Below are 20658 nucleotides of genomic sequence, written 5' to 3'. Positions count from 1 at the left end.
ATGCAAGCGCTGCTGAATCACCCCTATACCGTAGGCGTCGGAATCGGCGTCCTGTTCGGGTTCTTGTCGCGGCTCGTCATGCTGCAGACCGATTACCGCCAATACCCGACTTACCCGCACGGGCGGATCATTCATCTCTCGCTTGGCGTCATCGCAGCCGGCCTGGGAGCACTCGTCGTCCCGTCCATTCTTGAGAAGCAGTACACGGCCGTCACGTTCCTCTCGCTTGCGGCCCAGCAGTTCCGCGATGTCCGAAGCATGGAACGGGAGACGCTCACGAAACTGGATACCAAGGAGCTTGTCCCCCGCGGCGTCTCCTATATCGAAGGAATCGCCATGGTGTTCGAGGGGCGCAATTACCTATCGATCCTAACGGCGTGTCTAACGACGATGTTCTGTGTTCTGTTTGCCTGGTATTGGGGAGCGTTGGTCGGCATCATTGCCGTACTAGTCAGCTGGCACTTCAAATCCGGCAAATCGCTCGGTGGCATCGCCGACATCCGGCCGGCAGAAGTAAGAATGGAAGGGGCCGACCTGTATGTCGGCGATATCTACATCATGAACATCGGCCTCCAAAGCAGTCGGGACATTATCCGGGAACGGGGGCTGGGGCTGGTGGCCACTCCCAAGAATGCGAACTGCCGGGCTACGCTCGCGAACCCGGGGCAGCGGCAGGCAATGCTGCACGACATGTCCGTTATTCTCGGCATCTACCGGGACGAAGGGGAGCCCTCGCTCACGCCGCTCGCCAAGCTCGATCTGAAGGACGGCCGGCTCGGCGTCTTTCTCCTGCCGCTGAACCAGGATCCGGATTTCGCCTGCCAGGTGTTCCGGCGAGTTCCCCTGCTGGAGAATGCGGTCAAGCTGCCCTCGGAAGCACCAGGCAGATAACGGGAGGAAGCGGCTGCAGGAACGATAGCGAAGGGAGGGAGTTAGCATGGGAGATTTGCGGGTGATGGCGGTCGTCACGACCTCGGGCAAGCACGTCGGCGGCGGCGTTCCCGTCTTCGTCGCGGACGGGGAAGAAGAGAAGGAGACGCTCTCGTTTCGGCTGGAAAAGATTCTGGATGCGATGGCCCACGATTTGGGCAATGGGACGATGATCCTCGTCAAGCACTGACCGGAGTGGAGGGAAGGGGCTTCCTGTGAAAGCAGACCACCCGCTCTCCTTCTTCACTTCTGCCGGTTATTTTGCTATGATGAAGCATGGACTGAATTGGCAAAGAATCGTACGTACAGGGAGTGGATGGAATGGCAAGACCCGTCATTGCCATCGTTGGCCGCCCGAATGTCGGCAAGTCGACTATCTTCAACCGACTGATCGGGGACAGGCTGGCCATCGTGGAAGACAAACCAGGCATAACTAGAGATCGATTGTACGGGACCGGTGAATGGTTGAACCGCACGTATAGTGTGATTGATACGGGAGGCATCGAGATAGACGGAGAAGACGTCATTCTCCGTTCCGTCCGCGTCCAGGCGGAGCTCGCGATCGAGGAAGCGGACGTCATCATCTTCATGGTAGACGCCAAGGCAGGCATTACGCCGGCCGACGAGGAGATCGCTAGCATTCTCTTCAAATCGGGCAAACCCATCGTTCTGGCGGTGAACAAAGTGGACAACCTGAAGAGGCAGGAGGACTTGTATGAGTTCTACAGCCTCGGCATCGGGGAGCCGATCGCCGTCTCCGGCGCGCACGGCATCGGGATCGGCGACATGCTCGAAGCCGCAGCCGAGCACTTCCCCGAGGAGGGGGAGGACGAGTACGGCGAGGATGTCATCAAGGTGGCGCTGATCGGCCGGCCGAACGTGGGCAAATCGTCGCTCGTCAACGCGATTCTGGGAGAAGAGCGCGTCATCGTCAGCGATGTCGCGGGCACGACCCGGGATGCGATCGATACCCCGTTCGAGCGCGACGGGCAGAAGTATGTGCTCATTGACACCGCCGGCATGCGCAAGCGCGGCAAGGTCTACGAGACGACCGAGAAGTATAGCGTCATGCGGGCGATGAAGGCGATCGAGCGCGCGGACGTCGTCTTGATCGTCATTAATGGAGAAGAAGGGATCATTGAGCAGGATAAGCATATCGCCGGCTTCGCACACGAAGCGGGCAAGGCGAGCCTGTTCGTCGTGAACAAATGGGACGTAGTCGAGAAAGACGACAAGACCATGCACCAGTTCACGCAGAAGATCCGCGACCATTTCCTCTTCATGACCTACGCGCCGGTCGTCTTCGTATCGGCCAAGACGAAGCAGCGGCTGCAGAAGCTGCTGCCGGTTGTCGATCAGGTGGCCGAGAATCATGCGCTGCGCGTAACCACCTCGATTTTGAACGACCTGATCGCCGACGCCGTGGCCGTCAACCCGCCGCCGACGGACAAAGGCAGACGGCTGCGCATCAATTATGCTACGCAGGTAGCCGTCAAGCCCCCGACCTTCGTTCTGTTCGTGAACGACCCGGAGATGATGCATTTCTCTTACGAGCGCTATCTGGAGAACAAAATCCGCGGCGCATTCGATTTCGAAGGGACGCCGCTGCGTTTGTTTACCCGTAGAAAAGCGGCGGAGGACTAAGGGGGAACGGACGGATGGCTTTTGTCGTCATTGTGGTCAGTTATTTGTTAGGCTCCATCAGCTTCAGCTTTCTGGCAGGCAAGCTGCTCAAGGGGATCGACATTCGCAAGCACGGCAGCGGGAATGCAGGAGCGACCAACACGCTTCGCATTCTCGGGAAGGGACCGGCGATCGCCGTTCTCGCACTCGATGTGATGAAAGGAATCGCGGCCGTCTGGCTCGGCCGCTGGGTCGGCGGCGACAATCTTTGGATTCCGATTCTGTGCGGACTTGCCGTCATTATCGGACACAACTGGCCGGTGTTCTTTGGGTTTAAGGGGGGCAAGGGAATCGCGACTGCCATTGGCGTAACCGCGACCCTCTGCTTCCTGCCCGCTCTGTTCGCCGGCATCATCGCTATCGGCTCGATTGTCCTGACCCGCTACGTCTCGCTGGGGTCGCTTCTGTTTACCGCCCTTTTGCCTATTTTTATAGCATTCATGGGGTGGCCCTGGCAGCTGCTTATTGCGACGCTCATTATCGCGGTGTTTTCTTTTGTGAGGCACCGTTCGAATATCGTGAAGCTGTTTAACCGGACCGAAAGCAAGCTCGGCAAAAAGGGCTGATCGGCTCCACGACTTGCAGGGAAGGAGTGTGCAGGAATGAACAAACGCCATACCGCCGTTTTGGTGGCCGGCAGCTGGGGGACTGCCCTCGCTTCCGTGCTGGCCGATAACGGACAAGACGTCATCTTGTGGTCCCGGAACGCCGAGCAGGTGGAGGAGATCAACAGGCTGCATACGAACAGCCGATTTTTGCCGGACGCGGTGCTACCCGAGAGAATCCGTGCCACGACTTCGTTGGAGGAAGCCGTCAAAGGCGCGGACGCCGTCCTGATCGCCTCTCCGAGCAAGGGCATGCGAGAGGTGGCGGGCCGCATTCAGCCATACCTCTCTCCGGACGCCCTGCTGCTGCATGCGGCCAAAGGCTTCGAGGCCGATACACTGAAGCGGATGACGACGGTTATTGCCGAAGAGCTGCCCGCCTACGATTCGGAGCGAATAGTCGTCATCTCGGGACCGAGCCATGCGGAGGAGGTCGTCCGCCGCATTCCGACGACCATCGTCGTGGCAGCCGTTAAGCGTTCTGCGGCCGATCGAGCCCAAGACCTGCTGAACAACAGCTCGCTGCGCGTGTACACGAATCCCGACGTCCTGGGAGTGGAGCTCGGAGGAGCGCTTAAGAATATTATCGCTCTTGGTGCCGGCCTGTCCGATGGGCTGGGCTATGGCGACAACGCCAAGGCCGCACTCATGACGCGTGGACTCGCCGAGATCTCCCGGCTCGGTGCGGCTATGGGGGCCAATCCGCTTACTTTCTCCGGCCTCGCAGGCGTCGGCGACCTGATTGTCACCTGCACGAGCCGCCACAGCCGCAATTGGCGGGCCGGGCATATGATCGGCCAGGGCCATTCGCTGGAGGAGACGCTTGCCGTTATGGGTATGGTGGTGGAAGGCGTCAAAACCACCAAAGCGGCGCGGGACCTTGCGCACCGGCACGGCGTCGAGATGCCGATTACCGAGGCGCTGTACCGCGTCTTATTCGAGGAGATGGACCCGAAGAGCGCCGTCGAAGAGCTGATGGATCGGCTGCCGAAGCACGAGGCGGAGGAAGCCGCTCGCGCAGCGGTAGAGGCCTGGCCCGAATAGCCCACACCCCGATTACGCCCCGCTCATACTATACTTTATGGCAGCGCAATAGCCGTAAAGGGAGGTAAGCAGATGAGCGGAAAGCAAATGCCAAAGGACGTTCTGAACCTAGTCAAGAGCAAAACCGGCAAGAACGTCACCGAGAAGGACATTAACAAGCTGGCCGGAACGGTGAAGCCCTCCACGCTGCAGAGCGAAGAACAGCTGAGGCAGCTGATCCGGCAGGTCTCCGCTTTGGTTAATATCAAGGTGGAGGAGTCCACGGTGAACGAAATCATCCGGGCTGTCAAATCCAGCCAGATCAATGCGGGCAACCTGGAGCAGCTGATGAAAATGATGACGAAGAAGTAACGGACGGGAGCCTGCCGAGCAGGCTCCTTTTTTTGCGTCAATAAGCGGGAGAACACCGGTGAAAGAACGCCGTGTGGCGGGCTTGTCTCAGCCGCGTTCGGCGTCCGGGCAGCCGCTGTTCGTTTGCTGGAGCGAAGTTTCACAAAAGCGAGCTTGAATGGTATACTGGGTTGGACATTATCGTGGAGTAAGGAAGGGGTACCAGAAGTGAGCAGCCTTGATAAAATGTGGGCATCGTTCATCGCGATCGGCTTGATGGTAGTGGCTTCGCTCCTCATCTCGTTCGCACGGACGCGCAAAAACGGCTGGGTGCGGTCGATTCTCTCGTTGATCGCGTTCCTGATGTTCTTGCCGATTCTGCTGTATATGCTCGTATCCATCATGTAACCGCATCATCGATAGAACGGGGGAGAAACAGGTTGACGATAGAGTTAAAGGGACGCCGGGTGACCAAGGAAGTCGAGCCGGAGACGGGGATGACGATCTTGGAGCTGGCTCTTAAGCATGACGTGGATTGGGGATTTTCGTGCTCGCGCGGAACCTGCGCGCGCTGCCGCTGCTTGGTGGAGGAGGGGGCGGAGTTTCTATCCGAGCCGAACGACCGGGAATGGGACCGGCTGGACGAAGAGGAACTGGAAGAGGGCTTCCGGCTCGGGTGCCAGACGGCCGTGATCGGGATGGGTCCGGTGAAAGTAAGGAACAAGCCGTATTTTTAACCGAGCGATGCGAGAAAGAGGAGGAGACGGAATGGAGGATGCCATACGCAAGGCACTGGCAAGCGTGGCGGACCGGCTCGAGGGGGCGGACGCCGTCTGGATGGTGGGAGGCAGCTGCGGACTGCTGCTGCAGGACGTGCAGCTGGACAGGCCTCCCCGCGATCTGGATCTGTACGCCGACCAAGCCGGCGCCAAGCTCGTCTACGAAGCTCTCGCCGCTGACGCGACGGACAAGCCCGCCTACAGCGAAACGCCAATCTATGCTTCGGAGCTCGTCCATTTTGCTATCGAAGGCATGGCGGTGGAGCTGGTGGGCGGCTTCCGCGTCATGGCGAGGGACTGCCGCTATGAGGTCAGCATGAACCGGCTGCTGCCGTATGCGAGCAGCTGGACCGGCCTCAGCCGGCCGATCCTACTGATGCCGCTTGCTCATGAGCTGGTCTTCAACTGGCTGCGGGAGCGGCCCGATCGCTATGAGCGGATTGCCGAGACGATGAAGCGGCAGGGAGACGAGCAGACAGCCGCACTGAGCGCGCTCCTGGATGCCGGCTCCTTTCCGCCTGAAGCCCGCGCTGAACTGCTCGGCCTGCTGGAGTCGCCGGGCGGGTCCGGCCGATAGGAGGGGACGCCATGCCGCAGGTTCACTTTATGCCGGATGACAAGCGCATCGACGTCCGGCCCGGGACGACGCTGCTCGACGCGGGGCGAAAGGCCGGCGTGCCCATCCGCACCCGCTGCGGCGGCCGGGCAGCCTGTCTCATGTGCAAGGTGCGGGTGCCGGGCGGCGAGGGAGTGACCCCGCTGGCACGCAACGAAAAGCTGAAGCTCGGCTCGCTGACGGACGAAGGCTACCGGCTGGCCTGCCAAGCGCGGGTTGCCGGCGCCGCGGTCGTCCAGGTCCCGGAGGATCCGCTCAAGGCGGCGGTTCGAGCGCAACTGCAAAAGCAGCGTGAGGAGCGGGACGGCTTATAAGGGCTGTCTGCTCTCCTGAGAGCAACCTGACAAGAAAGGACAGACAATCGATATGACATCCGCATGGACGGCCTTAACGGGCCTCTGCAGACGCGGCGCCGCCGGCCTGGTGGTGTTGCTCCTGGCATCCACGCTGAGCGGGTGCCTGTATGGAGGCCAGGTGAAGAGCCAACAGGCGCCGGCACCCGGCGAATACATCGTCATCGTGCAGAATGCCGTAGATCAATTCAAGCAGAGAACCGGCGTGCTTCCGATCAAAACCAAGGACAGCTCGACGCCGCTGTATGAGAAGTATCCGATCGATTTCAAGAAGCTGAGCGAGTATCATCTGCTGAGCACGATCCCGCCTAATGCGTTCGAGAATGGCGGTTCCTCCATCTATGTGCTTGTCGATGCGGAGACCAAGCCGACGGTCAAGCTGATGGATCTCGTGTCCTACCAGGAGGTCGGGGAGCTGCAGAAGAAGGTCTTCGATTATATGGGACAGAACGGCAGCAAACCGCCGGCAGGTCATTCGCTCGATTCCGGGTACACGACCATCGACTACACCTTGCTGAACCGCAAGGAGCTGCAGGTGCGCAGTCCGTTCTCCGGCCAGATGCTGCCGGTCGTCATGAACCAGGGAGGCCGGGTCTATATCGACTATTCGCTTGATTTGGTCAAGACGCTGGCCAAACAGGGAGCGGACGCGGCCAAGGGAGTGGAGGATTTGCGCGAGCTGCTCGTTAAGGATTCGCCTTACGTTCCGGCTTTGTCGCAGCCTTATAAGCTCGTGAACGGGGAGCCTCGCATCATGCCTTAGCGGGCTTCCTCGGGAACACGGAGGCTCAGCTAGACATACAGAATGAGCTTAGAATAAGAAAGAAAGACGGCCGCGCTAAGGTGCGGCATCGACAGAAGCCCGGCTGCATGCAGCCGGGCTTGTTCGGCTTTCCTCTATCCGCAAGCCCCAATATGAGGGAGGCCCTCCTCTAATGACGGGCCTGTCCTAATGACGCCCTTTTCTCAAACGCCAGCCTCGTTAATGACGCCCTCTACTCAAACGCCAGCGGTCTTCTTCGCATGCCGAATTCTCCCACCAATTCTCTCCCTACCGCCGGTACCTTCGAGGCCTGCATATCCGGGAGGCAGCGGTCATATAGCATTATAAGCAGAGGCCCTTCCTTTGACTGCGGTCTTTCTTTTCTAGCGGACGCAGGTTCGCCAAAAAAAAAGCGGAATACTCTATGAAACGGCTCATATAGTAATACTAGTCCAAGTGAAAGTACGAGTGTGGCCGCATACGAACCGTTTCCTAAGGAAGTCAACCGGGGTTCGTTGGAGCGCTTGCTTCGCTAAAATCCTGTGGGAGGGGATCATTTTGGAAAGAGTAGATATCTTCAAGGACATCGCAGAACGAACCGGCGGAGACATTTACCTGGGAGTCGTAGGCGCGGTCCGCACGGGAAAATCCACGTTCATCAAACGTTTCATGGAAGCCGGCGTGCTGCCGAACATCAAGAATGAGGCCGACCGGATCCGGGCGACCGACGAGCTGCCGCAAAGCGCCGCCGGCCGGACGATCATGACGACCGAGCCCAAGTTCGTGCCGAACAACGCGGTGACGCTGAACGTAACGGACGGCCTCAACGTCAACGTTAGGCTGGTCGACTGTGTCGGCTACGCGGTGGAGGGAGCCAAAGGTTACGAAGACGAGAACGGGCCGAGAATGATCTCCACCCCCTGGTTCGACGAGCCGATTCCGTTCCAGGAAGCAGCCGAGATCGGGACCCGTAAAGTAATCCAGGAGCACTCGACGCTCGGCGTCGTCGTGACGACGGACGGCAGCATCTCCGAAATTCCCCGTTCGTCCTACGTCGATGCGGAAGAACGGGTCATCGCAGAGCTGAAGGAGGTCGGCAAGCCGTTCATCCTCATCATCAATACGATGAAGCCTCACGGGGAGTCGGCTCAGGAGCTACGGCACGAGCTGGCAAGCAAGTACGACATTCCGGTCATGGCAATGAGCGTCGCGACGATGAGCGAAGAGGACTGCATGTCGGTTCTGCGCGAGGTACTTTATGAATTCCCGGTTCACGAGGTGAATGTCAACCTGCCGAGCTGGGTGATGGTTCTCAAGGAAAATCACTGGCTGCGCACCGATTTTGAAAAGTCGGTCCGCGAAACCGTTCAGGACATCCGCCGGCTGAGGGATGTCGACCGGGTGGTCGGCCAATTCGCCGAATATGAGTTCATCGACAAGGCTGCGCTGGCGGGCATGAACATGGGCCAGGGAGTCGCAGAGATCGATCTGTACGCGCCCGACGAGCTGTACGACCGCATCCTGCAGGAAGTGGTCGGCGTCGAGATCCGCGGCAAGGATCATCTCCTCCAGCTCATGCAGGAATTCACGCATGCAAAGCGGGAGTACGACCAGTATGCCGAGGCGCTCGAGATGGTCAAAACGACCGGCTACGGGATCGCCCCGCCGACTCTCGCCGAGATGTCGCTCGACGAGCCGGAACTCATCCGGCAGGGCTCCCGCTTCGGCGTCAGACTGCGCGCGACCGCACCTTCCATCCATATGATCCGGGTGGACGTGGAATCGGAGTTCTCGCCGATTATCGGAACGGAGAAGCAGAGCGAAGAGCTGGTGCGTTACCTCATGCAGGATTTCGAAGAAAACCCGCTTAAAATCTGGGATTCGGACATCTTCGGCCGCTCGCTTCATTCCATCGTCCGAGAGGGCATCCAGGGCAAGCTGGCGATGATGCCGGATAACGCGCGGTATAAGCTTCAGGAAACGCTCGGACGCATCATTAACGAAGGCTCCGGCGGACTGATTGCCATTATCTTGTAGGAAAAGGAAAGAACGGGCACCGGACATCCGGTGCCCGTTTTTGGGTTGTTCGCGTATTTCCGTATAGTCAGACAGGCGAAAAAGCCCGGATTTGCCTCGCATTTTTGTGAAATTCATGTTGAATACTTGAATTTGAAGAACATGTATATTACTATAAGTTTGTTCGTTTTTTGCGGTGAATACGTATAATTTAGACGGAAACCGTTAAAACAGAAAGTATGAGCGTGTCGTATATTTCAAGAGGAGGTGAACAGAATGAACAAATCCGAATTGATTGCCAAAGTAGCGGAGACCTCCGAACTGTCGAAGAAAGACGCTACGAAAGCAGTGGAATCCGTCTTCGAAGCGATTGCAGAAGCACTCCAGAGCGGGGACAAGGTACAACTGGTCGGCTTCGGCAACTTCGAGGTTCGCGAGCGTTCCGCCCGCAAAGGCCGTAACCCGCAAACCGGCGAGGAGATCGAGATCGCTGCCAGCAAAATTCCTTCCTTCAAGCCAGGGAAAGCTCTGAAAGACGGAATCCAATAATCCATTACATAATGGACTTTCCTTATGATCAAATCCTGAACCGTGAGCGCTTCGGCCTTCACGGTTTTTTCGTGCGTCTGCCTGGGGAACCGGGTACGGACCGTACCGTCTACGAGGGTGCGCTGCGGTTTGCATTTTTTTTGGTAAGTGGGTTGACGCCGCACGGAAGACTTACTATAATATTATTTGCAAAGGATGTCGGGGTATGGCGCAGCCTGGTAGCGCGCACCCTTGGGGTGGGTGAGGTCGCACGTTCGAATCGTGTTACTCCGACCATACTCTTGCATAGGATGGAAACGATGGCTTGCCTCGTCATTCGCATCCAAAGACCAAGCGCTTCGTATTCAACCGTTTCTTCCAGAAACGTTGAGTAGGGAGCGTTTTTTCTTGCTGTTCGCTTCTCGTGGAAGAGGGCGTTGCGTACAGGAGGGCAGGTTGACAGACGCCTTCTTTTTTAGCATCATAGGGGGAGTATGAGTCAACACAACAGGGAGGCTGCTCCAGTTGAATAACGCAGGCCAGAATGACTTCTTCATTATCAAAGCCAAAGAGAACGGGGTACATGTCATCGGCTTGACGAGAGGACAGGATACCAAGTTCCATCATACCGAGAAGCTGGATAAGGGCGAGGTCATGATCGCCCAGTTTACCGATCACACCTCTGCCGTGAAGGTGCGCGGCAAGGCAGTCATTCTCACCAAGTTCGGATCGGTCGAGACGGACGAATGAGGGATGCAGGCATAGCCTGCATTTTTTCATTGTACAATGGTGGTAGGAGGGGATGTCTCTTGAAATGGCTATCCGCTGTCCTGACCACCTCGCTCGTTACCGCCATGCTGGCGCTCTTTCTCAGCCTCATCCCCGAGTGGGACCGGATGAACCGGATGGACGAGAACGAACTGACCGTCTTCCGTCAGGCGTCGTCTGACAAGCTGAGCGACCACAATCTGGTCGACAAGCTGACACGGGTGAAGCTGAAGCTTCCGATTCAGCGGGCCGAATGGAAGAACGGCGTTCTTTCGATCGACCTCGTGTACGACACAGAGGCCGGCTCGGCAGGCGTCTATCAGGATCTGTACGAGCTCGCTTCGTTCGGCTTTCAATCTCAGACGAACGTGACGCAGGTCCGGGTCCGCGTCGTCGACTCCGCCTCACGCCGCGGAGAATTACTCGCCACCATGGACGCCAGGAAGGAAGACACCGATACGCTGCCGGCGTTGACGAACGTGAACCAGCTGGCCGGGTTTCTGGAGTCCACCTATCGCGTTGCCTATACGAGCCAATGGAAGGGCCGGGTAACCCGTTAACGGAGGGTGGAGCTTCCTGCCAGCTCAAGAGGCCAAATCACCGCCGATGGTGCCCTGTCCGCGCGGTTATGCTATAATTGTAAGTTGTAGTTACAAGCTAGACGTTCGGAGGCCCCTATGACCACATCCCGCATTCAAGACATGGCTAAGCCGTACATCGAATACGACATGATTCTGAGCCATACGTCCCTGCCGGACTTCCCGGAGGCGCGCGCAGGGCTGCTTCTTGCTTTTATGAAAGCGAACGGCATCCGGGAGGAATCCGGCGAGCTGTACGCCCTCGTCACCTCACTTGTTCAGCTCGGCATGGATACCCATGACCTCGTGCCCGAATCAAGCGAGCGGAAGGAACAAACGGCCGCCCGGTCCCGTCAGCTCAAGGTGCTGGCCGGCGACTACTTCAGCGCGCGTTTTTACCAGCTGCTGTCCCAGGCCGGACAGATCGAAGTGATCCGCCAGCTGTCCCAGTCCATCTGCGAGGCGAATCGGCTCAAGATGAACCTGTACCAGCGGATGAAGCAGCTCAAGCTGTCCGCAGAGGACTACCTGGAGCAGTCCGTGGCGATCAAAACCCAGCTGTTCCGCTCGTTCAACAGCATGTTCAAGGACGGTACTCTCAAGCTGTGGCCGGATATTCTTGAAGCCTTCACCCGCTGCGAAGTGCTGGCCCGGGAGCTGCTCTCGCTCGACAAGCAGCAGCCGCTTCGGTTCAGCTGGGCGTTTTGGCATCTGCTGCAGAAGGCAAGCCGCGAAGAGCGGCGGACGCTTCTTGCCGAAGAGCCGGAAGCGGGCCGCCTCAAGGCGATGATGCTCAAGTACGACGTGCGGCCGCACCTGCACGACCTACTGGCGGACCAGCTGGAGATCGTCATGAAGCTGGTCGGGCAAATCAGCCCCAAAGCGCTGGCGGACGAGTTGTCCGCCATCGGCGATACGTTCCGCGGATTCGTCCAGAAGCCGAGGCTGATCGAAGAACATTGAGGAGAGAGAAACATGAAATCCAAGGAAGAATTTGTTCACTCCGTATTTGAGAGCATCGCGCCCAAGTACGATCTGATGAATGACATTCTGAGCTTCCGTCAGCACAAGGTGTGGCGCAGGTTCACGATGAAGAAGATGAACGTGGCACCGGGCAGCCAGGCCATCGACCTGTGCTGCGGCACTTGCGACTGGACGGTTGCGCTGGCCGAAGCGAGCGGAACCGGGCGGGTTGTGGGACTTGATTTCAGCCAGCATATGCTCGATTACGGAGCGGCCAAGATCGAGAAGCTGGGCATGGACAAGCAGATCTCGCTCGTGCAGGGCAACGCGATGAGCCTCCCGTACGAGGACAATACGTTCGATTACGCGACGATCGGCTTTGCCCTTCGAAACGTTCCCGATCTCGAACAGGTGCTCAGAGAAATGCGGAGAGTCGTCAAGCCGGGCGGCATGGTCGTCTCACTCGAGCTCTCCAAGCCGACCTGGGAGCCGTTCAAGAGCCTGTACTATTTTTATTTCCGCCACCTGCTGCCGCTGCTCGGCAAACTGATTGCTAAACGATACGAGCAGTACAAATGGCTGCCCGAATCGCTCGTTCATTTTCCCGATCACAAGCAGCTGGCCGACATCTTCCGCAGCACGGGCTTGACGGATGTCCAGGCTTATCCGCTCACCGGCGGAATCGCCGCATTACATATCGGCCTCAAGCCAGAACCGGCAGAGGAGAGAAATCATGGTTAAGAAAATTAAAATCTTCCTGGAAATGATCAAGATCGAGCATACGGTTTTCGCGCTCCCCTTTGCATACATGGGAGCCTTGCTCGGCGCCTATGTCATGAACGGCGAACTGCCATCCTGGGGCCAAATTGGCTGGATCACGCTGGCGATGGTGGGAGCGAGAAGCGCCGCCATGGGGCTGAACCGGGTCATCGACCGCGTCATCGACAAGAAAAACCCGCGGACGGCGGGACGCGCCATCCCGGCCGGCCTGCTATCGTCCAAAGAGGTCTATCTGTTTATTATCGTTTCGTTCGTCCTGCTGTTCGTTGCCGCCTCGAAGTTGAGCACTCTGGCCTTGCAGCTGATGCCGATCGCCGTCTTCATGACCGTCTTTTATTCGTATACCAAGCGGTTCACCTGGCTGTGCCATTTGTTCCTCGGGCTCACGATCGCCCTGGCTCCGCTGGGCGGATGGGTGGCGGTTACCGGGTCTGTCAATTTGACGGCACTTGTGTTTTATTTCACGATCGCCTTCTGGACCGCCGGGTTTGACGTTATCTATGCCTGCCAGGATATGGAGTTCGACCAGAAGGAAGGGCTTCATTCCATTCCGAGCAGATTTGGCATTGCGCAGTCGCTCGCGCTAGCCAAGGTCTTCCATCTGGTGATGGGGATCGGGCTGATCGCATTGTATTTCATGACCGACCTCAGCTGGTGGTATTTTACGGGGATTATGATCGCATACTTCCTTCTGATCTATGAGCATCTGCTCGTTTCGCCCAAGGATCTGTCGAAGCTGAACACCGCCTTCTTCACGATGAACGGCGTCCTCAGCATCGTCGTGTTTGCCTTCACTCTGCTTGATCTGGTGGTGTTGTCGTGAGCAGACCGTGGGTAATCGGAATGACGGGAGCCAGCGGTGCTGTCTATGGCGTCCGGCTCGTGCAGGAGATGCTGAGAACCGGGCAGACGGTCCATCTGGTCGTGACCGATGCCGGCTGGCGGGTGCTGCACGACGAGCTCGGCTGGAACGCCGCCAAGCGGCGGGAGATGCTGGCCGAGCATCTGGGCGGGGAGGAGGGCCAGCTCGTCTACCATCCGATCCAGGACATCGGGGCGAGCATCGCAAGCGGTTCGTTTCGCACGCAGGGAATGGTGATCGTCCCCTGCTCGATGGGAACCCTTGCCGGCCTGTCGCGCGGAGCGTCGGACAATCTTCTCGAGCGTGCCGCCGACGTCATGCTCAAGGAGGGAAGACGGCTCATCGTCGTCCCGCGCGAGACGCCGCTCCATGCGGTTCACTTGGAGAATATGCTGACGCTGGCCCGCATGGGCGTGCGCATTCTGCCCGCCATGCCGGGATTCTATCATAAGCCGCAGTCACTGAACGAAATCGTTGATTTCCTCGTCGGTAAGGTGATGGATGCGATGGAGATCGAACACAAGCTGTACAAAAGATGGGGAGAACACAATGGAGACTAACCAGCACAAGGTTCGCGTTGGAAGGATCGACTTTACGAACGTTTGGCCGATCTTTTACTACTTTCCTATGGAGCGGTTCGGCGAAGAGGTGGAGCTGCTGCAGCGGGTCCCGACCGGGCTTAACAAGGCGCTTGCAGAAGGCACGATCGATATGGGACCGATCTCGTCGTTCGCATACGGCGAGTTTCATCGGGATTACGTCCTGATGCCCGACCTGTCCGTCAGCGCATACGGTCCGGTCAAGTCGATTCTGCTGTTCCACCGCAAGCCGTTCGAGGAGATCGTGAACGGGACGATTGCGCTGCCGACCACCTCGGCCTCCTCGGTTAACCTGCTCAAAATAGTAATCGCCAAATTTTACGGCGGGAACCCGTCGTATTTCTATGCTTCCCCCTCGTTAGATGATATGATGAAGGAATCCGACGCTGCGCTGTTGATTGGCGACGATGCCATCCGTGCCGGATGGGTCGATTCCGGTTACCACGTCACCGATCTCGGCGAGCTGTGGAGGCGGCACACCGGCCAGTGGATGTCGTTCGCGGTCTGGGCCATCCGCCGAGAGACGATCGCTAGACATCCGGAGCTCGTGAAACGGATGTACGAAGCGTTTCTGTGGAGCAAGAGCAAGGGCCTGGACGAGCCGGAGGAGATGATCGAGGCCGCCGTCTCGTCGATCGGAGGCGACAAAGTCTACTGGGCGGATTATTTCCGCAACCTGTGCTACGATTTCGGACAGCCCCAGTGGCAGGGACTCGAGCTGTTTTACCGGTATGCCTGGGAGCTTGGACTTCTGGACGAACCGGTGAAGCTGCAGATTTGGCAAGACAATACCGTCATACAGGTGAACCGATGAACTTGTTAACCATTTATGCTCGGATCAAGAGGGACGTCGCTGCAATCGAGAAGGAACTGGAGCGCAGCGTCCATTCGGACCATCCGGAGCTTAGAGAAGCATCCGCCCATCTGCTGAAGGCGGGCGGCAAGAGGCTGCGCCCGGTGTTCGTGCTGCTGGCCGGGCAGTTCGGCACGTACGACCTGGACAAGCTGAAGCATATCGCGGTGCCGATGGAGCTCATTCACATGTCCTCGCTCGTCCACGACGACGTCATCGACGACGCCGAGACCCGGAGGGGTCAGCTGACCGTCAAGTCGAAATGGGACAACCGGGTGGCCATGTACACCGGCGATTATATCTTCGCCCGCGCGCTTGACGTCATGACCCAGCTGCCGAATCCGCAGATTCACCAGATCATGTCCAAAGCGATCGTCGAGCTGACGATCGGGGAGATCGAGCAGATCCGGTTTTTCTTCCACACCGGCCAGTCGGTGCGGGATTACCTGCTGCGGATCAAGCGCAAGACGGCGCTGCTCATCGCCATCAGCTGTCAGCTCGGCGCCATCGCCGCCGAGGCGGACCCCCGTATCGCTCGCAAGCTGTACGAATATGGGTATAATGTAGGAATGGCTTTCCAGATCCGCGACGACGTGCTTGATTTGAGCGGAACCGAGAAGCAGCTCGGCAAGCCGCCGGGCAATGATGTGAAGCAGGGTAACATTACGCTGCCTGTTATCTTTGCCCTGCGCGAGGAGCGGTTCCGGCAGCCGATTCTGGACGAGCTGGAGCGCATCCGCGGGCTGGATGGACAGACGGATGTCAGCCGGTTTCTGCAGCTGATCCGGGACAGCAGCGGAATTCCTCAGGCGGAACGCTGGGCGTCCCGCTACATCGACAAAGCGATCCGATCCCTTGATGCGCTGCCGAACATCCAAGCCAAGAAGGATCTTGTCAATATCGCCTATTTTGTTGGAGACCGTTCGTATTGAACGATTTTCATAGATAAGCAGCAACCCGAGAATCACCAACCACTACCTACAATCAAGGAGAGATTTGAACATGGAAAGAACATTTCTGATGGTAAAACCGGACGGCGTCCAGCGCGGTCTGATCGGCGAGATCGTCAAGCGTTTTGAGCAAAAGGGCTTTCAGCTCGTAGGCAGCAAGCTGATGACCATCTCCCGCGAGCAGGCGGAATTCCACTATGACGAGCACAAGGAAAAGCCGTTCTTCGGTGAGCTCGTTGATTTCATCACCTCCGGTCCCGTGTTCGCCATGGTCTGGGAAGCGGACAACGTAATCGCTCTGTCCCGTCTGATGGTGGGCAAAACGAATACGGCCGACGCGCAGCCGGGTACGATCCGCGGCGACTTCGCGCTGCATACCGGAATGAACCTGATCCACGGCTCCGATTCTCCGGAGAGCGCCGAGCGCGAGATCAACAACTTCTTCAAGGCCGACGAGCTGGTCAGCTACGACCGCGTCATCAGCAAGTGGATCTAAGTTTTTTGGGGAGAGTAGGAACCGCCCGTGGAGGACAAGGATTTTGAATCGTTCGTAGAGAGCGTGAAACGGCTGACGGCAATCGACCTGAACCTGTACAAGGAGACGCAGATGAAACGCCGGTTGACCACGTTCCGCAGCAAGAAAGGCTTTCCGACGTTCGATGCCTTCTATAGGGAGATGGCGAAGGATCCTTCACTTCTTGCCGAGTTTCTGGACCGGATGACCATTAACGTCTCCGAATTCTGGCGCAATGCGAATCGGTGGGAGGTGGCGGAGAAGACGTATCTGCCCCAGATGCTGAAGAACAACCGCAGCCTAAAATGCTGGAGCGCCGCCTGCTCGACCGGAGAAGAGCCGTATACGATGGCCATGATTCTGGACCGGCTGGGAGCGCTGGGCGATGCCAAGCTGCTGGCGACGGACCTTGATGAGGGTGTGCTCGCCAGGGCGAAGCAGGGCGTCTATCAGGAGCGTTCGCTCCGTGAGGTACCGTCCTCGTACCGAGATACGTATTTCATCAAGGAAACCGGGACCTACCGGGTTGCGGACCGCTTGAAGCAGGCGGTGATGTTCCGCCGCCAGAATCTGCTGAACGATCCGTTCGATTCGCAGTTCGACTGGATTGTCTGCCGCAACGTCATGATCTACTTCACCGACGAAGCCAAACAGGTGCTGTACACGAAGTTCGCTCAGGCGCTCAAGCCCGGCGGCATCCTGTTCGTCGGCAGCACCGAGCAGATCTTCTCGCCGGGACGCTACGGGTTCGAGCCGGCCGACACCTTTTTCTACCGTAAGCTTTAGCCGACCTGCATAACGGCTGTCAAACTTGTCCAAGCTAGATGCAAAGCCGGACAAGCACGCCGGCAGCTGCTAGAGTGACGGAGGTGGATGGGATGGACAAGCGGAAGGTGATCGCCGCCTACCAGCGGGGGTTGCTCAGCATCCACGAATGCGCGCAGATTCTAGGCATCGACTCCATGCGGGTGATGGGCATGGTCAGCGCGCCGAAGCCCGGCGAACGAATCCGCGCCGGTTCAAAATAAGCTAGGCACGGCTCACAACGGAGCGCCTGCTCCTCTCAAGGCACGCCCGGTCGTAGGACTGCGGCGTGCTTTTTTTTGCCCAGCGGGATGGGGGACCCGGGAAGTGTCGCCGGCAGGAAAAAGAAACGGCCATTCCTTGTCAAACCGGGGGGCCTATACTATAATTAGCACATAAAAGCGCTAAAGCGCAAAACCTGGAGAGTCCGTGCATCGGATATGATGAGGGGGAAACGATAGTGAGATACTTAACGTCCGGTGAGACTCATGGCCCGCAGCTGACGGCCATCGTGGAAGGAATGCCAAGCAACCTGGACTTGTCCGAGGAGCAGCTGAACGAGCAGCTCGGCCGGAGACAAAAAGGCTATGGCCGCGGCTTGCGCATGCAGATCGAGAAAGATACGATCCAGTTCCGCGGAGGCGTTCGTCATGGACGGACGACCGGTGCGCCGATTACGCTCGTCGTAGAGAATAACGATTGGAAGCACTGGACGAAGATTATGGGAGCGGAGCCCGTGCCGGAGGACAGCGAAGGCCGCCGAAGAATTAACCGGCCGCGTCCGGGTCACGCCGATCTGAACGGCGGCATCAAATATAATCAGCGCGACATGCGCAATATTCTGGAGCGGTCTAGCGCCCGGGAGACGACGATGCGCGTGGCGATCGGCGCTCTCGCCAAGCAGCTGCTCGCTGAATTCGGCATCAAGACGGCGGTTCAGGTGCTTCGGATCGGAGACGTAACGGCAGAACGCAGCGATCTGCCGATCGACGAGCTGGTGCGCATCACGGAGGAATCGCCGGTCCGCGTCGTGGACAAGGAAGCCGAAGCCAAGATGATTGCGGCGATTGACGCGGCGAAGGCGGACGGCGATACGCTCGGCGGCGTCGTGGAGGTCGTCATCGAAGGCGTTCCCGTGGGTCTTGGCAGCCACGTCCAATGGGACCGCAAGCTGGACGGGAGGATCGCGCAGGCGGTCGTCTCCATCCAGGCGTTCAAGGGTGTCGAGTTCGGGATCGGGTTCGAAGCGGCCGAACGGCGGGGCTCCAAGGTCCACGATGAAATCCGCTACGAGCAGGACCGCGGATTCTACCGCGCGACCAACCGGGCGGGCGGCTTCGAGGGCGGCATGACAACCGGGGAGCCGATCGTGGTGCGCGGCGTCATGAAACCGATCTCGACGCTGTACAAGGCACTGCCGAGCGTTGATATTGACACCAAAGAGGCGTTCACGGCCCAAATCGAGCGCTCCGACACGTGTGCGGTTCCCGCGGCGGGCGTCATTATGGAGCATGTGGTGGCCTGGGAGGTCGCGCAGGCATTCATGGAGAAGTTCGGCGGCGATTCCATGGAGGAGATCCGTACGAACTACACCAACTATCTGAAGCAAGTGGAGCAATACTAATGAAGGAATTGACGGTTGATCTGGGACAACGCTCTTATCCTATTTATATTGGAGAAGGCTTGCTGGAACGGGCCGGCGAGTTGTTTGAGAAGCACGATATACGCAAGGCGTCGCCACTCCTGATTGTGACGGACGACCAGGTAGCCCCGCATTATCTGGGGAAGCTTACTGGCATTTTGGAGGCAGGCGGCTATCGGGTCGTCAGCCGGGTCGTGCCGTCGGGAGAGACGTCCAAGTCTCTGGCCATGCTCGACGAATTGGTGGGAGTCGCGCTGGAGGCGGGGCTGGACCGCAGCTCGACGGTCGTCGCTCTGGGCGGCGGCGTTGTGGGAGACCTGGCCGGCTTCGTAGCCGCGAGCTATATGCGCGGCGTCCGGTTCGTCCAGATCCCTACTACGATTCTGGCTCACGACAGCAGCGTAGGGGGCAAGGTGGCGGTCAACCACCGCCTTGCTAAGAACATCATAGGCGCGTTCCATCAGCCGGTTATGGTGCTCTATGATACGGCGACACTGCAAACCCTTCCTGAACGGGAAGTGAAGGCCGGACTGAGCGAGGTCATCAAGGAAGGGCTAATCAACGATCGTTTGTTCGTCGACTGGCTGGAGGCTAACGCCGACGCGCTGCTGGGCCTGGATCCGGAAGCGCTGGCCTACGCCCTCTATAAGGGCTGCAGCGTCAAGGCTGAGGTCGTGTCCGAAGACGAGCAGGAAAACGGTCGGCGTGCCACTCTGAACCTGGGGCACACGATCGGGCATGCGCTGGAGGCCGTTTCGGGTTATAACGAGCTGGTTCACGGAGAAGCGATCTCGATCGGCATGATCGGATCGGCGCGTCTGGCCGTGCGCCTAGGCCGGCCGCGGGAGATTGAGGAGACGACCGAGCGCGTGCTGCGTCGGTTCGGCCTTCCCGTGCGCATCCCGTCCCATCTCGGGACGGATGCGATCATGAGCGCGCTTATGCATGACAAGAAATTCAAGGAAGGCCGGGCCGTGTTCATCGTGCCGACCGCAATCGGAGCGGTGGAGATCAACAAGGAGATACCGGTCGAATGGGTTCGAGAGATCGTCGAGGAACTGAAACGGGAGGAGCAGCCGACATGATGGTACGAGGAATCCGGGGAGCGACGACAGTCGAGAGGAATGAAGAGACGGAGATTCTTCAAGCGGCCGCCGAGCTCCTGCAGGAGATCGTGGCTAGAAACGGAATTCGGACGGAGGAGATAGCGAGCGTGTGGGTCACCTCTACGCATGATTTGACCGCCGCTTTCCCGGCCAAGGCCATTCGCCAGATGCCGGGCTGGGAGCTGGTGCCGGTCATGTGCTCGCTTGAAATTCCGGTGGAACCGAGCCTCCCCAAGTGCATCCGGGTTATGGCACACGTGAACACCGACAAGAAGCAGGACGAAATTCGCCACGTCTACCTGAACAACGCAGTCAGCCTGCGGCCCGATATTGCCAAGGCGGGAACCTCCTCCTAGCAACTTGCGGGTTGACGGCTGCTTCTGCGACTGGTATAGTTTAACTTAGATTAGCCGAGTGAGTTAGAGTTGAGATGAGTGAAGTTGAGCTGAGCCTAGGGGAGAGACGATCGAGGAAGACAGAAGCATGCGCCGGCGCCGTTGAGGGGGCTGGGTATGCAGGGAAATCTGTCGAACTTGTATTGGCTTATTTCGAACTATCTCCCATTGTAGCCTATCATTTGCTCATTTCAAGG

27 protein-coding genes and 1 tRNA gene are annotated in these 20658 nt (G+C 58.4%); all 28 read left to right on the top strand.

Going from position 1 to position 20658, the window contains the following annotated elements:
- Positions 1-891: a YIEGIA family protein gene (locus tag KJS47_RS03775; RefSeq protein WP_213522904.1), complete on the top strand. Its 891-nt coding sequence runs from the start codon at positions 1-3 to the stop codon at positions 889-891.
- A 46-nt stretch (positions 892-937) separates the two neighbouring features.
- A complete protein-coding gene (locus KJS47_RS03770; RefSeq protein WP_213522902.1) occupies positions 938-1120 on the top strand; it encodes a capping complex subunit for YIEGIA in 183 nt (60 codons plus the stop codon).
- Between the two features lie 131 nt (positions 1121-1251).
- Positions 1252-2574 (top strand): ribosome biogenesis GTPase Der, encoded by a 1323-nt coding sequence (gene der, locus KJS47_RS03765; RefSeq protein ID WP_213522901.1) that lies wholly within the window; start codon positions 1252-1254, stop codon positions 2572-2574.
- 14 nt (positions 2575-2588) lie between these two features.
- Positions 2589-3179, top strand: a complete 591-nt coding sequence (gene plsY, locus KJS47_RS03760) for a glycerol-3-phosphate 1-O-acyltransferase PlsY (RefSeq protein WP_213522900.1) — start codon at positions 2589-2591, stop codon at positions 3177-3179.
- Between the two features lie 36 nt (positions 3180-3215).
- Positions 3216-4262: an NAD(P)H-dependent glycerol-3-phosphate dehydrogenase gene (locus tag KJS47_RS03755; RefSeq protein ID WP_213522899.1), complete on the top strand. Its 1047-nt coding sequence runs from the start codon at positions 3216-3218 to the stop codon at positions 4260-4262.
- Between the two features lie 72 nt (positions 4263-4334).
- Positions 4335-4613: a stage VI sporulation protein F gene (locus tag KJS47_RS03750; protein ID WP_213522898.1), complete on the top strand. Its 279-nt coding sequence runs from the start codon at positions 4335-4337 to the stop codon at positions 4611-4613.
- A 207-nt stretch (positions 4614-4820) separates the two neighbouring features.
- Positions 4821-5000 (top strand): DUF2768 family protein, encoded by a 180-nt coding sequence (locus KJS47_RS03745; protein ID WP_213522897.1) that lies wholly within the window; start codon positions 4821-4823, stop codon positions 4998-5000.
- Between the two features lie 32 nt (positions 5001-5032).
- Positions 5033-5329: a 2Fe-2S iron-sulfur cluster-binding protein gene (locus tag KJS47_RS03740; RefSeq protein ID WP_283772049.1), complete on the top strand. Its 297-nt coding sequence runs from the start codon at positions 5033-5035 to the stop codon at positions 5327-5329.
- 31 nt (positions 5330-5360) lie between these two features.
- Positions 5361-5948, top strand: a complete 588-nt coding sequence (locus tag KJS47_RS03735) for a nucleotidyltransferase domain-containing protein (RefSeq protein WP_213522896.1) — start codon at positions 5361-5363, stop codon at positions 5946-5948.
- An 11-nt stretch (positions 5949-5959) separates the two neighbouring features.
- Entirely contained in the window at positions 5960-6301 is a 342-nt protein-coding gene (locus tag KJS47_RS03730; protein ID WP_213522894.1) for a 2Fe-2S iron-sulfur cluster-binding protein, read from the top strand.
- Between the two features lie 52 nt (positions 6302-6353).
- Positions 6354-7103, top strand: a complete 750-nt coding sequence (locus tag KJS47_RS03725) for a DUF3939 domain-containing protein (protein WP_213522892.1) — start codon at positions 6354-6356, stop codon at positions 7101-7103.
- 558 nt (positions 7104-7661) lie between these two features.
- Complete coding sequence (spoIVA, locus tag KJS47_RS03720; protein ID WP_213522890.1) at positions 7662-9140, top strand: stage IV sporulation protein A; 1479 nt, start codon at positions 7662-7664, stop codon at positions 9138-9140.
- Positions 9141-9395: 255 nt separating this feature from the next.
- Positions 9396-9668 carry an HU family DNA-binding protein gene (locus KJS47_RS03715; protein WP_213522888.1) on the top strand — a complete coding sequence of 91 codons (273 nt, stop codon included), beginning with the start codon at positions 9396-9398 and terminating at the stop codon, positions 9666-9668.
- Positions 9669-9867: 199 nt separating this feature from the next.
- Positions 9868-9944: transfer RNA gene (locus KJS47_RS03710), tRNA-Pro, on the top strand.
- Between the two features lie 228 nt (positions 9945-10172).
- Positions 10173-10397 carry a trp RNA-binding attenuation protein MtrB gene (mtrB, locus tag KJS47_RS03705; protein WP_213522886.1) on the top strand — a complete coding sequence of 75 codons (225 nt, stop codon included), beginning with the start codon at positions 10173-10175 and terminating at the stop codon, positions 10395-10397.
- Between the two features lie 59 nt (positions 10398-10456).
- The gene (locus KJS47_RS03700) at positions 10457-10975 is read left to right on the top strand and encodes a hypothetical protein (RefSeq protein WP_213522884.1); all 519 of its coding nucleotides are present in this window, start codon (positions 10457-10459) and stop codon (positions 10973-10975) included.
- A gap of 117 nt (positions 10976-11092) precedes the next feature.
- A complete protein-coding gene (locus KJS47_RS03695; protein WP_213522882.1) occupies positions 11093-11956 on the top strand; it encodes a heptaprenyl diphosphate synthase component 1 in 864 nt (287 codons plus the stop codon).
- Between the two features lie 12 nt (positions 11957-11968).
- Entirely contained in the window at positions 11969-12697 is a 729-nt protein-coding gene (locus KJS47_RS03690) for a demethylmenaquinone methyltransferase (protein WP_213522880.1), read from the top strand.
- Positions 12690-13559, top strand: coding sequence for a UbiA-like polyprenyltransferase (locus KJS47_RS03685; RefSeq protein ID WP_213522878.1), 870 nt, complete (start codon positions 12690-12692; stop codon positions 13557-13559). Before KJS47_RS03690 ends, KJS47_RS03685 begins: the two co-directional genes overlap by 8 nt.
- Positions 13556-14158 (top strand): UbiX family flavin prenyltransferase, encoded by a 603-nt coding sequence (locus KJS47_RS03680; RefSeq protein WP_249716088.1) that lies wholly within the window; start codon positions 13556-13558, stop codon positions 14156-14158. Before KJS47_RS03685 ends, KJS47_RS03680 begins: the two co-directional genes overlap by 4 nt.
- On the top strand, positions 14148-15011 hold the full coding sequence (locus KJS47_RS03675) for a menaquinone biosynthesis protein (RefSeq protein ID WP_213522876.1): 864 nt from the start codon (positions 14148-14150) through the stop codon (positions 15009-15011). Before KJS47_RS03680 ends, KJS47_RS03675 begins: the two co-directional genes overlap by 11 nt.
- On the top strand, positions 15008-15982 hold the full coding sequence (locus KJS47_RS03670) for a polyprenyl synthetase family protein (protein WP_213522874.1): 975 nt from the start codon (positions 15008-15010) through the stop codon (positions 15980-15982). The genes KJS47_RS03675 and KJS47_RS03670 overlap by 4 nt, the downstream gene beginning before the upstream one ends.
- A gap of 70 nt (positions 15983-16052) precedes the next feature.
- Positions 16053-16496, top strand: coding sequence for a nucleoside-diphosphate kinase (gene ndk, locus KJS47_RS03665; protein ID WP_213522872.1), 444 nt, complete (start codon positions 16053-16055; stop codon positions 16494-16496).
- Positions 16497-16523: 27 nt separating this feature from the next.
- Positions 16524-17300 (top strand): CheR family methyltransferase, encoded by a 777-nt coding sequence (locus KJS47_RS03660; protein WP_213522870.1) that lies wholly within the window; start codon positions 16524-16526, stop codon positions 17298-17300.
- A 92-nt stretch (positions 17301-17392) separates the two neighbouring features.
- The gene (locus tag KJS47_RS03655) at positions 17393-17542 is read left to right on the top strand and encodes a hypothetical protein (RefSeq protein ID WP_213522868.1); all 150 of its coding nucleotides are present in this window, start codon (positions 17393-17395) and stop codon (positions 17540-17542) included.
- A 236-nt stretch (positions 17543-17778) separates the two neighbouring features.
- Positions 17779-18942, top strand: a complete 1164-nt coding sequence (gene aroC / locus KJS47_RS03650) for a chorismate synthase (RefSeq protein WP_213522866.1) — start codon at positions 17779-17781, stop codon at positions 18940-18942.
- Positions 18942-20045, top strand: coding sequence for a 3-dehydroquinate synthase (gene aroB / locus KJS47_RS03645; protein WP_213522864.1), 1104 nt, complete (start codon positions 18942-18944; stop codon positions 20043-20045). The genes aroC and aroB overlap by 1 nt, the downstream gene beginning before the upstream one ends.
- Positions 20042-20422, top strand: a complete 381-nt coding sequence (gene aroH / locus KJS47_RS03640; RefSeq protein ID WP_213522863.1) for a chorismate mutase — start codon at positions 20042-20044, stop codon at positions 20420-20422. The genes aroB and aroH overlap by 4 nt, the downstream gene beginning before the upstream one ends.
- Positions 20423-20658: the final 236 nt, after the last annotated feature.

Origin of the sequence: Paenibacillus sp. J31TS4, from assembly GCF_018403265.1 — a bacterium.
In the GTDB taxonomy this organism is placed as follows: domain Bacteria; phylum Bacillota; class Bacilli; order Paenibacillales; family NBRC-103111; genus J31TS4.
The sequence above is the reverse complement of the archived record's forward strand: the minus strand, read 5'-3'. Positions and strand labels throughout refer to the sequence as shown.

What these genes read in the sequence shown, in the direction of transcription:
- KJS47_RS03775 (WP_213522904.1), top strand. Translation starts at nt 1, where the DNA reads ATGCAAGCGCTGCTGAATCACCCCTATACCGTAGGCGTCGGAATCGGC.
- KJS47_RS03770 (WP_213522902.1), top strand. Translation starts at nt 938, where the DNA reads ATGGGAGATTTGCGGGTGATGGCGGTCGTCACGACCTCGGGCAAGCAC.
- der (WP_213522901.1), top strand. Translation starts at nt 1,252, where the DNA reads ATGGCAAGACCCGTCATTGCCATCGTTGGCCGCCCGAATGTCGGCAAG.
- plsY (WP_213522900.1), top strand. Translation starts at nt 2,589, where the DNA reads ATGGCTTTTGTCGTCATTGTGGTCAGTTATTTGTTAGGCTCCATCAGC.
- KJS47_RS03755 (WP_213522899.1), top strand. Translation starts at nt 3,216, where the DNA reads ATGAACAAACGCCATACCGCCGTTTTGGTGGCCGGCAGCTGGGGGACT.
- KJS47_RS03750 (WP_213522898.1), top strand. Translation starts at nt 4,335, where the DNA reads ATGAGCGGAAAGCAAATGCCAAAGGACGTTCTGAACCTAGTCAAGAGC.
- KJS47_RS03735 (WP_213522896.1), top strand. Translation starts at nt 5,361, where the DNA reads ATGGAGGATGCCATACGCAAGGCACTGGCAAGCGTGGCGGACCGGCTC.
- KJS47_RS03730 (WP_213522894.1), top strand. Translation starts at nt 5,960, where the DNA reads ATGCCGCAGGTTCACTTTATGCCGGATGACAAGCGCATCGACGTCCGG.
- KJS47_RS03725 (WP_213522892.1), top strand. Translation starts at nt 6,354, where the DNA reads ATGACATCCGCATGGACGGCCTTAACGGGCCTCTGCAGACGCGGCGCC.
- KJS47_RS03715 (WP_213522888.1), top strand. Translation starts at nt 9,396, where the DNA reads ATGAACAAATCCGAATTGATTGCCAAAGTAGCGGAGACCTCCGAACTG.
- KJS47_RS03695 (WP_213522882.1), top strand. Translation starts at nt 11,093, where the DNA reads ATGACCACATCCCGCATTCAAGACATGGCTAAGCCGTACATCGAATAC.
- KJS47_RS03690 (WP_213522880.1), top strand. Translation starts at nt 11,969, where the DNA reads ATGAAATCCAAGGAAGAATTTGTTCACTCCGTATTTGAGAGCATCGCG.
- KJS47_RS03685 (WP_213522878.1), top strand. Translation starts at nt 12,690, where the DNA reads ATGGTTAAGAAAATTAAAATCTTCCTGGAAATGATCAAGATCGAGCAT.
- KJS47_RS03675 (WP_213522876.1), top strand. Translation starts at nt 14,148, where the DNA reads ATGGAGACTAACCAGCACAAGGTTCGCGTTGGAAGGATCGACTTTACG.
- KJS47_RS03670 (WP_213522874.1), top strand. Translation starts at nt 15,008, where the DNA reads ATGAACTTGTTAACCATTTATGCTCGGATCAAGAGGGACGTCGCTGCA.
- ndk (WP_213522872.1), top strand. Translation starts at nt 16,053, where the DNA reads ATGGAAAGAACATTTCTGATGGTAAAACCGGACGGCGTCCAGCGCGGT.
- KJS47_RS03655 (WP_213522868.1), top strand. Translation starts at nt 17,393, where the DNA reads ATGGACAAGCGGAAGGTGATCGCCGCCTACCAGCGGGGGTTGCTCAGC.
- aroB (WP_213522864.1), top strand. Translation starts at nt 18,942, where the DNA reads ATGAAGGAATTGACGGTTGATCTGGGACAACGCTCTTATCCTATTTAT.
- aroH (WP_213522863.1), top strand. Translation starts at nt 20,042, where the DNA reads ATGATGGTACGAGGAATCCGGGGAGCGACGACAGTCGAGAGGAATGAA.